Here is a 13,129-nt window from a genome sequence, read left to right as displayed (position 1 = left end):
CCTTGCCTGTGTGCAACGCCCCGCTTGCGGGCGTTGCCGGTTCTTCCTGCACCGTGGCGGCTCACCGGAACCCGCGCGACAAAGGCAACCCAGACCATGGCTGAACTGACCCCCATCAATACCGAGCTGGACGAGAGCAAGTTCGTCACCTTCCCTGACTCGCCCTTCAAGCTCTACCAGGTCTTCCCGCCGGCGGGCGACCAGCCCGCGGCCATCGACAAGCTGGTCGAAGGCGTCAACGACGGCCTGTTCTACCAGACGCTCTTGGGCGTGACCGGCTCGGGCAAGACCTACACCATGGCCAACACGATTGCCCGCCTGGGCCGCCCGGCCATCGTGTTCGCCCCCAACAAGACGCTGGCGGCGCAGCTCTACAGCGAATTCCGCGAATTCTTCCCGCACAATGCCGTGGAATACTTCGTCAGCTACTACGACTACTACCAGCCGGAAGCCTACGTGCCCCAGCGCGACCTGTTCATCGAGAAGGATTCTTCGATCAACGAACACATCGAGCAGATGCGACTGTCCTGCACCAAGTCATTGATGGAACGGCGCGATGTGGTGATCGTGGCGACCGTCTCGGCCATCTACGGTATCGGTAACCCCAACGAATACCACCAGATGATCCTGACCCTGCGCGCCAAGGACAAGGTCTCGCAGCGCGACGTCATCGCCCGCCTGATTCAGATGCAGTACACCCGCAACGAAGTGGACTTCGGACGCGGCACCTTCCGCGTGCGTGGCGATACCATCGACGTCTTCCCGGCCGAACACGCTGAACTGGCCGTGCGCATCGAAACCTTTGATGACGAGATCGACAGCCTGCAACTGTTCGACCCGCTCACCGGCCGCGTGCGCCAGAAGATCCCGCGCTTCACCATCTACCCCGGTTCGCACTATGTGACGCCGCGCTCCACCGTGCTGCGCGCCATCGAGACCATCAAGGAAGAGTTGGCCGAGCGCCTGGAATTCTTCCGCAAGGAAAACAAGCTGATCGAAGAACAGCGGCTGGAACAGCGCACCCGCTTCGACATCGAGATGATGACCGAGATCGGCTTCACCAAGGGCATCGAGAACTACTCGCGCCATCTCTCCGGCGCCAAGCCGGGCGATCCGCCGCCAACGCTGGTGGATTACCTGCCCAGGGATGCAGTGATGTTCCTGGATGAATCGCACGTGCTGATCGGCCAGTTGAACGGCATGTACAACGGCGACCGCGCGCGCAAGGTGAACCTGGTGGACTACGGTTTCCGGCTGCCCTCGGCGCTGGACAACCGGCCGCTGAAGTTCGAGGAATTCGAGAAGAAGATGCGCCAGACCATCTTCGTCTCGGCCACCCCGGCCGACTATGAAAACACCCACGCCGACCAGGTGGTGGAACAGGTGGTGCGCCCGACCGGCCTGGTCGACCCCATCATTGCGGTGCGCCCGGCCACCACGCAGGTGGACGACCTGATGCAGGAGATCAACGACCGCATCGCCAAGGACGAGCGCGTGCTGGTGACCACGCTGACCAAGCGCATGGCCGAGCAACTGACCGAATTCCTCTCCGACAATGGCATCAAGGTGCGCTACCTGCACAGCGACATCGATACCGTCGAGCGCGTGGAAATCATCCGCGACCTGCGCCTGGGCACCTTCGACGTGGTGGTCGGCATCAACCTGCTGCGCGAGGGTCTGGACATTCCCGAAGTCTCGCTGGTAGCGATCCTGGATGCGGACAAGGAAGGCTTCCTGCGTTCCGAGCGCAGCCTGATCCAGACCATCGGCCGGGCCGCCCGTAACCTCAACGGCATGGCCATCCTTTATGGCGACGTGGTGACCGATTCCATGCACAAGGCCATCACCGAGACTGAGCGCCGCCGTGCCAGGCAGATGGCCTTCAACGAAGCCAACGGCATCGTGCCGACCGGCATCAAGAAGGAAATCCGCGAGCTGATCGATGGCGTCTTCAACCCGGCCCAGGCGCGGACCGAACTGATGGTGGCCGAAGAGAAGCGCAACTACGAATCCATGAGCGAGAAGCAGATCAGCAAGGAGATCAAGCGCCTGGAGAAACAGATGCAGGAACATGCCAAGAACCTGGAGTTCGAAAAGGCCGCCGCTGCGCGCGACCAACTGCATCTGTTGAAGCAGCAACTGTTCGGCGCGCCGGGCAGCGATACGGCGGTGGCCTGACGGCCAACTGATCACCACCTCGGCGGGGAGGCCGGGCGGTATACAATGCCGCCATTTTGTTGCTACGGCCGTTCGCCTCCCTTTTCATGTCCACCGCTTCCACCGCCCTCCCTGCCGTCCTGCTGGACCTGATCCAGACTACCCACCCCTCCTGGCATGCCGCCCTGCGCGCGGGCCTGGAGGCCATCGCCCAAGCCGATCCGGCCTATCTCCCCGCCCTTGCCCAGGATGACTACCTGCCCACCGAAGGCCGCCTGTTCGCCGCATTCAGGCAGCCGATGGACCATGTGCGCTACGTACTGGTGGGCGAAGGCCCCTACCCGCGTGCAGCCAGCGCCACGGGCGTGTGCTTCATGGATGGGGCGGTGGGCTCGCTATGGTCGGAGAAGGGCTTGTCCAAGCAGGTCAATCGCGCCACCTCCCTGCGCAATTTCATGAAGATGCTGCTGGTGGCCGATGGCGCTCTGCAGGCTGGCCAGACCAGCGGCGATGCGCTGGCAGGTATCGCGGCCCGAGCCCAGGCGGACGTGCAAGGCACGATCCAGACCCTGGCCGATCTGCAGGACAACCTGACGGCGCAGGGTTTCCTGCTGCTCAATGCCAGCCTGGTCTTCCGCGCGCACGTGCCGCCGGTCAAGGACGCCCGCGCGTGGAAACCCTTCTTCGAGACCATCCTGCGTGCCCTGGCCGGGCATGGCCAGACGTGTCACACGCCACTGCCCACGCTCGTCCTGTGGGGCAAGATCGCCGAACAACTGCACAGCCTGCCGCTGGTCACGCAATTTCCGCGCGCCGTGGCCGAGCACCCCTACAACCTCAGCTTCATCGAGCACAGTGGCATGCAGCAACTCTTCGGTGCCATGCACCTGCTGAAGAAGCGGGCCTGATCCGGCCCGCTTCAGCGCGCTATACGAACGGCCCGGATCAGAACTCTTCCCAGTCGTCGCCACCGCTGCTCTTGGCGGGTGCCTTGGGCTCGGCTGGCAAGGCCGGCTTGTTGGCGGGCTTGGCCTTCAGGGCAGCGGGCTTGGGCGTGATGTTGACCGGGGCCGCTGCGGGAACGGGCCGGGCAGGCTGGGGCGCGGCCTGGTTCGCTGCCTGCCGGGGAGCGGGGGCCGGTGACGCTTTCTGCGGCGCGGCAGCGCCACTTTCATCCAGCTTGAACCCGGCCACCACGGCCGCCAGGTGCGCCGCCTGCTCCTGCAAGGACTTGGCCGCCGCCGCAGCCTGTTCCACCAGGGCCGCATTCTGCTGGGTGGCGTTATCCATCAGCGTGACGGCATTGCCCACTTCGGTGATGCCAGCGCTCTGTTCCTGGCTGGCCGAACTGATCTCGCCCACGATATCGGTCACCCGGCGCACGCTGGAGACCACTTCATCCATGGTCGATCCCGCCTGGGCCACCAGCTGGCTACCGGCTTCCACCTTGTGGACCGAATCATCGATCAACAGCTTGATTTCCTTGGCGGCCGTCGCCGAGCGCTGCGCCAGCGAACGCACTTCCGAGGCCACCACTGCAAACCCGCGCCCCTGCTCGCCGGCCCGCGCGGCTTCCACGGCGGCGTTGAGCGCCAGGATATTGGTCTGGAAGGCAATGCCATCGATCACGCTGATGATGTCGACGATCTTGCGCGAGGATTCGTTGATGGAGCTCATGGTGGCGACCACCTGCCCCACCACCGTGCCGCCGTGCACGGCCACCTCCGAGGCCGACACGGCCAGCTGGTTGGCCTGGCGCGCGTTATCGGCGTTTTGCTTCACCGTGGAGGTCAGTTCTTCCATGGCCGAGGCCGTCTCTTCCAGCGAACCTGCCTGCTGCTCGGTGCGTGCGGACAGGTCCATGTTGCCGCTGGCGATTTCAGTGGAAGAAACCTTCACAGACTCGCTGGCGCGCCGGATATCGAGCAAGGTGCGCGAGATCTTGTCGGCAAAATGATTGAAGGCGCGCGAGATCTGCGCCAGTTCATCCGTGCCGCTGGTATCGAGCCGGCGCGTGAGGTCGCCGTCGCCCGAGGCGATTTCTTCCATGGCATTGCGCACGATCCCCAGGCGCCGCAACAGACGCGTGATGGTGTAGCTCAGCAGCAGTGCCGCCGCCACGATGGCCACCAAGGCCAGTACCGCCGCCAGCGCCATCAGGGCGCCGATGGCGTGGGTGGCTTCACGGTAATCCAGCGCCACCACCAGCGACCAGTCGGTGTTGTCGATAGGCTGGGTAAAGAGCAGGTAAGAGACGCCGCCGATGGTGGCGCGCCCGCCCTGCGTCATTCCGGACAGCGAGGCGGCCGACAGGTTCTGGTCCAGCGCCGAGACCGGTTTCAAGGCCAGCTCCTTGTTGGGATGCGTGATGATGAGCCCATCCTTGCCGACGATGAAGGCAAAGCTGGACGGCGTGGGCTTGATGCCAGCCACGGTGCGCACCACGTTGTCCAGTTGCACGTCGGACCCCAGCACGGCCAGCAGATTGCCCTTGTCGGACACCGGCTCGGCAAAGGTCACCACCAGCTTGCCGGTGGTGGCATCCACATAAGGTGCGGTCAGGATCGGCTTGCCCTCCTGCACCGCCTGCTTGTACCAGGGCCGGGCGGTCGGATCGTAGCCGGCCGGCATCGGGTGCAGGGCCAGCATGCGCTTGTCGGGATAACCGATATAGGCATCATCGAAGGAACCGGCCTCCTTGGCCGCTCCCACGATGGGTAGCACATCGCTTTGTGTCAGCGCCTGCCTCATGGCCCCGGTGATGACCCGCTTGCTGCGCACCCATTCACTGATATTGGCGGCGTGGCTTTCGGTCAGCTGGCGCGTCTGGCTGGAAATGGCTTGCAGCGTATCGCTGCGCACGGTGTAGATATTGGCGCCACTGAGGACGATCATGGCCACCGCGACGATCAGCACGCAAAGGACGATCAGACGGGCACGAAGTGAAGACAGCATGGTGAACTCCCCTTGAAGATACAAATACTGCAGATACTTTGGGGCTTGCATGAACAGCAACGCAAGCCTCTCCCCGTGGGGAATGTAGCAGCGCTGTGTCACCGCACGATGTCATCTTTGTAAAGTAAGGTTGCTGTGGAGCGTAAACGACAAATCCCCGCAAAGGCGGGGATGGGGGAATCTCTGCGCAGCGTGCGCCTGACCATGTTGGGGGCGCTGTCGGCCAGGGGGGCCGCCGTTGCGGATACTGCTGGATCAAGCCGGGTGATGCTGGCGCGGCACGGTCTGCCTCTGTGGGCGACTGCTGGCTGCCTGCTGCGGCCCCGGGCTGGCGGAGCCGGTCTCTTCGTCATCGTTCATCAGGCGCATCGGGCCTGGTCCTGCTGGTCCTACTGATACTTCAGCTACTGCGGTACTGACATGAAGCTTGCCGCGATGACGCTCAGATCTGCGATTGCAGCTTCCAGACGGCTTGCAGGTGGCTATGGTCCAGCTGGCGCAGGCGCACTTCCATCTCGAAGTGGTCGGTCACGCCGTCGAAGTCGGCCGCGTCATTCAGTTCACTTGCATCGTTGCGCACGGGCTTCAAGGCATGGGCGGCGATGACTTGCTGGACAGCAAACTTCACCAGCTCGACCAGCGAGCGCAAATTGTTAGAAAAACCGGCATCTTTTGCCAATATACTGACGTTGTTCACGATGAACTCCTTCTGTTTGTCGTTTGGGTGATTGAAGAATAAGGTCGCCCCTGGCTTTTGCAAAGCAACATTTTCCGTCACCACTATAAGTTTTTCTTACAGCATGTCTTCTTCCCTGCCCCCGCTGAAGTCCCTCAAAGTGTTCGAAGCGGCAGTCCGGACGCGGAGTCTGACGCTGGCGGCGCATGAACTTTTCATCACCCACAGCGCAGTCAGCCAGCAGATCAAATCGCTGGAAGAGTATTTCGAACAACCGTTGTTTTTACGCCAGTCGCGTGGCGTGGAACCCACGGAAGCCGCGCTGACCTTCTATGCCGAGGTCAAGGCCAGCCTGGACCGCATCGCGCTGGCGGCCGAGCAGTTGTCGCTGGCCGGCAAGAGCCGCGTGGTGCGCCTGATTGCCGCGCCCTCGGTGGCGATGCGCTGGCTGATCCCGCGCCTGTCGCAGTTCCAGATCGACAACCCGCGCATCGAGGTACGGGTGACCACCACCATGTCGGAGTATTTCGAGGATGTGAAGGATCCTTTCGACGTCATCATCTGGCGCAGCCCGCTGGAGCGCAGCGGTTACGAGTGCGCGCGCTTCCTGGATGACGTCTCGGTACCGCTGGCCTCGCCGCACTTCCTGGAGACGCACCCGATCCGGGTGCCGCGAGATTTCGTGGAGGTGCCGCTGATCCATCTCTCCAGCCGTTCATCGGCGTGGTCGCAGTGGCTGGGCAAGGCGGGGGTGGCGGTGCGGCGCAAGATGCCGGGGACGGTATATGAACATTCCTTCCTGAGCCTGCAGGCCGCAGCGACCGACCAGGGCGTGGGCATGGGCACGCTGGCGCTGGTGGATGACGATCTGGCGGCCGGCCGGCTGGTGCGGCTGTTTCCGGAGATCGTGCTGCATGGGGAGGGATACCACATGCTCTATCGCAGCAACGCCGACACCAATCCGGCGCTGAAGACCTTCATCACGTGGTTGAAGCAGATGGGCCAGGCCTCGTCCTTCGATCCGCAGCGGACCTGGCCAGCAGACTTCCCCGGCGAGTATTGAAACCGAGCCGGGGATAGAGGGTTTAGTCCGCCGACTTGAGCACGTGGACCTTGCGGTCAGCGATGAGGTCCTTGGACTTCTCGCGGTAGTCGGTCATGTGCGGCAGGGTGAAGTGCAGGCGCAGCGCCTCTTCATCCTTCCATTTCTCGACGAAGGCGAAGGTATCCGGGCCCAGCGGCGCCTGGTTGGGGCCGAAGCCTTCGACGTCCGTCACCAGGCCATATTCGATGCAGCCTGCTTCGGCGCGCACGGCGGCCAGGTTGGCGCGGGCGATGGCCAGCAGTTCTTCACGCTTGCCGGGCTTGGCGGTGATGATGGCGACGACGGTGACGATACTCATGCGGGGATTCTCCTGAGCAAGATGACTGGCGCCGCCAAGGCAGCGGCGCGGGGCCACCAGCATACGCGATTTGCGCAGCCTCAGTTGAGACGGATCTTTTCCAGCAATTGCGTGATGTTGTAGCGCATCAGCGAGAGGTAGTCCGCCGCCGGGCCATCGGCCTTGGAGAGCGCATCGGCATACAGCTTGCCACCGGCCGCCGTGCCCGATTCGCGGGCGATCTGCTGCAGCAGCTTGGGGTTGCTCATGTTCTCGAAGAACAGGGCCTTGATCTTTTCGCTGCGGATCTGGCGGATCAGGGCGGCGATGTCACGGGCGCTGGGTTCGCTGTCGGTGGACACGCCCTGCGCGGCCAGGAAACGCACCTTGTAGCGCGCGCCAAAGTATTCGAAAGCGTCATGCGAAGTGATGACCTTGCGCTTGGCATCGGGAATCTGCGCGAACTGGCGCGCGGCCCAGGCATCCAGGTCCTGCAGCTTGGCGATGTAAGCCTCGCCGTTCTTGCGGTAGACCGCGGCACCGGCCGGGTCCAGCTTGGCCAGGGCAGTGACGATGTTGCGGGTGTAGACGATCACGTTCTGCGGATCCTGCCAGGCATGCGGATCATCCTTGCTGTGGTGCTCGTGGCCATGGCCCTCTTCTTCCTCACCCACGCGCTCACGCGCCTGGATGCCGGCCGAAGCCACCACGATGGGGCCGTGGTAATTGGCCGACTGCGCCAGGCGCTCCATCCAGCCTTCGAAACCGAGGCCATTGACCACGATCAGCCTGGCGCGCGAGACGGCCTTGATGTCGTCCGGGGCCGGCTGGAAGACGTGGGCATCTTCATCCGGGCCGACCAGGGTGGAGACGGCGATGCGGTCGCCGCCGACATTGGCCACCACGTCACCCAAAATGCTGAAGCTGGCCAGCACCGGGATGCGCTCGGCGGCAGCCGCCGGCAGGCTCGCTGCCAGGACCAGGGCGGCCAGCAGCGCAGAGAGAGGACGAAACAGTTTCATGAAAACTCCGGAAGAAACAAAAAACAGAAAAACGGAAGAAAGCCTCGTATCAGGCCTGCAGATGCGGCCGCCGCAACAGGCGCGGTAGCCAGCCGCGCGGGGCGAACAGCAGCGAGGCGGCATACAGCACGCCGGCACAGACGATGATGACCGGGCCGGAAGGCACCGAGGCGTAATACGAAATGAGCAGGCCGGCATACCCCGCCAGCGCCGCCTGCAGCACGCTGTTGCACAGCTGCGCCGGCAAGGTGTCGTGCCACAGCCGTGCCGAGACCGCCGGCAGCATCATCAGGCCCACCGCCATCAGCGTGCCCAGGGTCTGGAAGGACGCCACCAGGTTCATCACCACCAGCATCAGGAACACCTGCTGGTAGATCGCCCCGCCGCTGCGTCCGCCGCCCACGGCCATGTAGGATGGATCGAAGCTCTCCAGCAGCAGCCCGCGATAGAGCGCGGCGATGCCCAGCACGCTGGCACTGGCCACGCCGGCAATCAGTACCAGGCCTTCGCTGTCCACACCCAGCACATTGCCGAAGAGGATATGCAGCAGATCGAGCTGGGTGCCGTGGCGCGAAATCAGGATCACGCCCAGTGCCAGGGCCACCACGTAGATGGCGGCCAGGCTGGCATCTTCCTTGAGTTCGGTATGGCGGCTGATCCAGCCGGCCACCGCCACCACCAGCACGCCCGCAGCAAAACCGCCGATGGACAGCGCCGGCAGCGACAGCCCGAAGAAGATGAAGCCCACCGCCACCCCCGGCAGCACGGCGTGGCTCAACGCCTCGCCGAACAGGCTCATGCGGCGCAGGGTCAGCAGCACGCCCAGGGGCGCGCTGCCCAGCGCCAGGGCCAGGGCAGCCACGAGGGCACGGCGCATGAAGGAAAATTCCAGAAACGGGGAAATCGCCAGCGTCTGCAAGGTCGAGAACACGCTCATGACTGGCCTCCCGGGGTGGAGGAACCAGGCGTGGAAACATGCCCATGTGAATGATCGTGCGCATGGCCGTGCGGATGGTCGTGCTCATGTGCGTGAGTGCGGGACAGCGCCAGCACCTCCGCCTCGCTCACCTCGCATACCCCGGCGTGCTCATCGACGGCCTCGGCCATGGCGCGGGCGCGTTGCAGGTTTTCGTCGCACATCACTTCGGCAGTGTCGCCCCAGGCCACCACATTGCGCGCCAGCAGCAAGGTCTGCGGGAAGGCGCGGCGCACCTGGTCATGGTCGTGCAGCACCGCGATCACGGTACGGCGCTCGGCATGCCAGGCGGAGATGATGCGCAAGAGGTCGCCGGTGGTGCGGGCATCGATGGCATTGAAAGGTTCATCGAGCAGGATCACCTCGGCATCCTGCAGCAGGATGCGGGCAAACAGCACGCGCTGGAACTGCCCCACCGAGAGGCTGGAGACCGGACGCGCGGCAAAGCCGTCCAGCCCGACCGCAGTGAGTGCCTGCACCGCGCGCTGGCGCATGCCCGCGTCGATGCCCCCCCAGTTGCCCTTGGCCTGCCAGTACCCCAGCAGGACGCAATCGAGCACATTGATGGGGAAGCTGCGATCGATCTCGGCCTGCTGCGGCAGGTAGGCGATGCGGCGCGCATCCACGTGGGTATGCACGCGCCCGTCATTGCAGCGCACCAGCCCCAGCATGGTCTTGAGCAGGGTACTCTTGCCGGCGCCGTTGGGGCCGACGATGGCCGTCAGCGAACCGTGCGCAAAAGCGCCGTTGACGTGGTGCAAGGCCGGATGGCGGCGATAGCTGACGGTCAGGTTGTCCAGGGAAATGGCAGCATCCATGTCAGCCCTCCCCCAGCGCCCAGTGCACGCCCAGCCACAGCAGCAGGATCACGGGCGCAACGGCCAGCACGCGCTGCCACCAGGGGCTGGCGAGCACGCCTTGCTTCAGTATGAATCGAGAGAAAAACGACACGGCAGACCATCCGGGAAGAAGCAATACGGCAGCCAGACAAGGCGGCCAGCAGGGCTGACCGGGAGCGCTTGTCCTTTGGCGCAACCGAGTTGCAGAAACAGGAAAAGCAGGCATTATAATGCAACCCTGTTGCAGAATGTAACAAGGCTGCAAATTCGGCCGGTGTCCGGGGCACAATGCCGCACTGACGGCAGATCTTCTGACCTGTTTTGCAGTCTGTCTCTTTGCATTGTCGACTTGCCGCCGCCCCCTTGAATTTCCTTTACAACAAGCACAAGAAAGCCGCCCATGTTCCGATTCCGTCCGTCCTTGTCCCTGATTCCGCTCGTCCTGCTGTCCCTGGCCAGCCTGCCCGCACTGGCGGCCGATGAGGGCCATGACCATCATGGCAACCATCCCGCCCACGTGCACGGCGTAGGCAAGCTGGACGTGGCGCTGGAGGGCAATACCCTGACCCTGCACCTGGATAGCCCGCTGATCAACCTGGTCGGCTTCGAACATGCCGCCAACAGCGGCAAGGACAAGGACACCGTGCGCGCCGCCGTCAAGAACCTGCGCGACGTCAACCGCATGTTCGCCACCAATGCCGCCGCCCAGTGCAAGCCGGCCGAAGTGCAACTGGAATCGGCTGTCCTGACGCCCGCCCTGCTGGGTGAAAAGAGCGCCGCCAGCAGCGAACCGGCTCCCAATGATGGCCATGCCGACCTCGATGGCGACTTCACGCTGGTCTGCGCCAGTCCGGGTGCGCTCACTGCGGTGGACGTGAGCGGCCTCTTCGCCGCCTTCCCCGGCTTCCACAGCATCGACGTGCAACTGGCTACGCCCAAGAAACAAGGTGCGGTGCAGCTGGTGCCGGGCAGCGCCCTCATCCCCCTGAACTGATTCCCCCCAACGCTGCCAGGGCTGCCTGCCCTGGCGGTCAGTCAGGGCAATGACAGCCGGGGGCGCTATGATCGGCAGTGATCGCCCCCGCTGTCGCTTCTACGCTTTTCCTTCACGTTGTCATGACTCTTCCTGAACACCCTTCCCCGGCCGCCGCCATCGCCATGCGCGATCTGCGCTTCACCTGGCCCGGCCAGGCGCATCCGGCGCTGGCCTTGCCGCATTTCCAGGTCGCCCCTGGTGAACATGTCTTCGTCAGCGGCCCCAGCGGCAGCGGCAAGAGCACCCTGCTGGCCGCCATCGGCGGCATCATCGTGCCCCAGGCCGGCCAGGTGGAGGTGCTGGGCCAGCCCTTGCAGAGGCTCTCGGCGGCGCGCCGCGACCGCTTCCGGGTGGATCACATCGGTTTCATCTTCCAGCAGTTCAATCTGCTGCCTTATCTCTCCATCCTCGACAACGTGCTGCTGCCCTGCCAGTTCTCGGCGGTTCGCAAGGAGCGCGCCGGCCAGCAGGGTGCGGATCTGAAGAGCGTGGCGCAATCGCTGCTGGCCGCGCTGGACCTGGCGCCCAGCCTTTGGTCGCGCCCCGTGACGCAGCTGTCCATCGGCCAGCAGCAGCGCGTGGCAGCGGCCCGCTCGCTGATCGGCCGGCCGGAAATCATCGTTGCCGATGAACCGACTTCCGCGCTGGACAGCGACCGCCAGCAAGCCTTCCTCGACCTGCTGCAGCGTGAATGCGCGCAAGGTGGTGCGGCGCTGGTGTTCGTCAGCCACGACCTGCGCCTGGCCGAGCGCTTCGACCGCCGCATCGCGCTGGAACAGATCAACGAAGCCGCCCGTCCCGAGGAGGCCGCATGAAGCTGCTGTTACGACTGGCCGCGCGCAGCGCCTGGAACCGGCGTTTCACGCTGGGGCTGATGCTGCTGGCCATTGCCCTGTCCACCACCATGCTGCTGGGCATCGAACGCGTACGCCATGAAGTACGGGCCGGTTTCTCGCAATCGGTCTCGGGCACGGACCTGGTGGTCGGCGCCCGTACCAGCCCGATCCAGCTGATGCTGTATGCTATCTTCCGCATCGGCGGCGCCACCAACAACATGGGCTGGGATAGTGCCCAGACCCTGGCGCGCGATCCGGCGGTGGCCTGGACCATCCCGATCTCGCTGGGCGATTCGCACCGCGGCTTCCCGGTGCTGGCCACCAATGGCGACTATTTCACCCACTTCCGCTATGGCAGCGGACAGTCCTTGAAGCTGGTCGAAGGCAAGCCCTTTGCCGGCGTCTTCGATGCCGTCCTGGGCGCGGACGTCGCCGAGAAGCTGCACTACCACCTCGGTGACACCATCGTGCTGGCCCACGGCATGGGCGGCATGGGACTGACCCAGCATGCCGACAAACCCTTCAAGGTAGTCGGCATCCTGGCGCGCACCGGCACCCCGGTGGACCGCACGGTGCACATCGGCCTGGACGGCATGCAAGCCATCCACCTCGACTGGGAAGGCGGCGCACCGATGCCGGGCGTGCATATCCCGGCCGAATTCGTGAAGAAATTCGACCTCACCCCGACCAGCATCACCGCCGTGCTGGTGGGCCTGAAGAGCCGCGCGCGTGTCTTTGCCGTGCAGCGTGCCATTGCCGATGGCGATGGCTACAAGGAACCGCTCATGGCCGTGTTGCCGGGCGTGGCGCTGGACCAGCTGTGGGATGTGGTCGGCATTGGCGAGAATGCCTTGCTGGTGGTCTCGGGCATGGTGGTGGTGGTCGGCCTGGCCGGCCTGGTGGCGGCGATCCTGGCCAGCCTGGGCGAGCGGCGGCGCGAGCTGGCAATCCTGCGCTCGGTGGGCGCGCGTCCGCTGGATGTGCTGTGGCTGCTGTGCGTGGAAGGCCTGGGCGTGATGTTCTCGGGCGTGCTGGCGGGCCTGTTGCTGTTGAGCGTGCTGATCTGGGCGCTGGGACCGCTGCTGGCGCAGCAATTCGGCATCGCGCTGCAACCGGCGTGGCCAGCCGCAGGCGAATTACAATTGCTGCTCTGGACCGTCCTGGCCGGGCTGGTCGCCAGCCTCTTGCCGGCCTGGCGGGCATATCGCCTGAGCCTGTCGGACGGTCTGACGCCAAAAATCTGATCTGGA

The 13,129-nt window shown here is 64.4% G+C and carries 12 protein-coding genes; 6 read left to right on the top strand and 6 right to left on the bottom strand.

All coding sequences use genetic code 11. From position 1 onward, the window contains the following. Positions 1-96 precede the first annotated feature (96 nt). Positions 97-2,178 (top strand): excinuclease ABC subunit UvrB, encoded by a 2,082-nt coding sequence (uvrB, locus tag ACVC5H_RS09585; protein WP_489622095.1) that lies wholly within the window; start codon positions 97-99, stop codon positions 2,176-2,178. Between the two features lie 86 nt (positions 2,179-2,264). After that, positions 2,265-3,065, top strand: coding sequence for a uracil-DNA glycosylase family protein (locus ACVC5H_RS09580; RefSeq protein WP_489622094.1), 801 nt, complete (start codon positions 2,265-2,267; stop codon positions 3,063-3,065). 37 nt (positions 3,066-3,102) lie between these two features. Here the strand turns inward: ACVC5H_RS09580 and ACVC5H_RS09575 are convergent, their stop codons facing one another. Next, positions 3,103-5,112, bottom strand: a complete 2,010-nt coding sequence (locus tag ACVC5H_RS09575) for a methyl-accepting chemotaxis protein (RefSeq protein WP_489622093.1) — start codon at positions 5,110-5,112, stop codon at positions 3,103-3,105. Between the two features lie 442 nt (positions 5,113-5,554). Next, positions 5,555-5,809 (bottom strand): hypothetical protein, encoded by a 255-nt coding sequence (locus tag ACVC5H_RS09570; protein WP_489622092.1) that lies wholly within the window; start codon positions 5,807-5,809, stop codon positions 5,555-5,557. Positions 5,810-5,912: 103 nt separating this feature from the next. Between ACVC5H_RS09570 and ACVC5H_RS09565 the strand changes: the two genes are divergently transcribed. After that, positions 5,913-6,851 carry a LysR substrate-binding domain-containing protein gene (locus ACVC5H_RS09565; RefSeq protein WP_489622091.1) on the top strand — a complete coding sequence of 313 codons (939 nt, stop codon included), beginning with the start codon at positions 5,913-5,915 and terminating at the stop codon, positions 6,849-6,851. A 22-nt stretch (positions 6,852-6,873) separates the two neighbouring features. On the opposite strand, the gene ACVC5H_RS09560 is transcribed toward ACVC5H_RS09565, so the two are convergent. The 4 genes from ACVC5H_RS09560 to ACVC5H_RS09545 all read right to left on the bottom strand — a co-directional run bounded on the left by ACVC5H_RS09560 (position 6,874) and on the right by ACVC5H_RS09545 (position 9,986). Next, positions 6,874-7,191 (bottom strand): putative quinol monooxygenase, encoded by a 318-nt coding sequence (locus ACVC5H_RS09560; protein WP_489622090.1) that lies wholly within the window; start codon positions 7,189-7,191, stop codon positions 6,874-6,876. A gap of 80 nt (positions 7,192-7,271) precedes the next feature. Continuing rightward, positions 7,272-8,192: a metal ABC transporter substrate-binding protein gene (locus ACVC5H_RS09555; RefSeq protein WP_489622089.1), complete on the bottom strand. Its 921-nt coding sequence runs from the start codon at positions 8,190-8,192 to the stop codon at positions 7,272-7,274. Positions 8,193-8,241: 49 nt separating this feature from the next. After that, positions 8,242-9,129, bottom strand: coding sequence for a metal ABC transporter permease (locus ACVC5H_RS09550; protein WP_489622088.1), 888 nt, complete (start codon positions 9,127-9,129; stop codon positions 8,242-8,244). Further along, positions 9,126-9,986 carry a metal ABC transporter ATP-binding protein gene (locus tag ACVC5H_RS09545; RefSeq protein ID WP_489622087.1) on the bottom strand — a complete coding sequence of 287 codons (861 nt, stop codon included), beginning with the start codon at positions 9,984-9,986 and terminating at the stop codon, positions 9,126-9,128. The genes ACVC5H_RS09550 and ACVC5H_RS09545 overlap by 4 nt, the downstream gene beginning before the upstream one ends. 421 nt (positions 9,987-10,407) lie before the next feature. Here ACVC5H_RS09545 and ACVC5H_RS09540 point away from each other — a divergent pair, with 421 nt between their 5' ends. The 3 genes from ACVC5H_RS09540 (at position 10,408) to ACVC5H_RS09530 (ending at position 13,123) form a co-directional block, all read left to right on the top strand. Next, positions 10,408-11,001, top strand: a complete 594-nt coding sequence (locus ACVC5H_RS09540; protein WP_489622086.1) for a DUF2796 domain-containing protein — start codon at positions 10,408-10,410, stop codon at positions 10,999-11,001. Between the two features lie 122 nt (positions 11,002-11,123). Next, entirely contained in the window at positions 11,124-11,858 is a 735-nt protein-coding gene (locus ACVC5H_RS09535) for an ABC transporter ATP-binding protein (protein ID WP_489622085.1), read from the top strand. Next, positions 11,855-13,123: an ABC transporter permease gene (locus ACVC5H_RS09530; protein WP_489622084.1), complete on the top strand. Its 1,269-nt coding sequence runs from the start codon at positions 11,855-11,857 to the stop codon at positions 13,121-13,123. Before ACVC5H_RS09535 ends, ACVC5H_RS09530 begins: the two co-directional genes overlap by 4 nt. The last annotated feature ends 6 nt before the right edge of the window (positions 13,124-13,129 follow it).

The sequence above is a fragment of the Herbaspirillum sp. Her3 genome (assembly GCF_057961275.1).
Note: the sequence above shows the minus strand (reverse complement) of the source record. Positions and strands in the feature narration are given on the sequence as shown.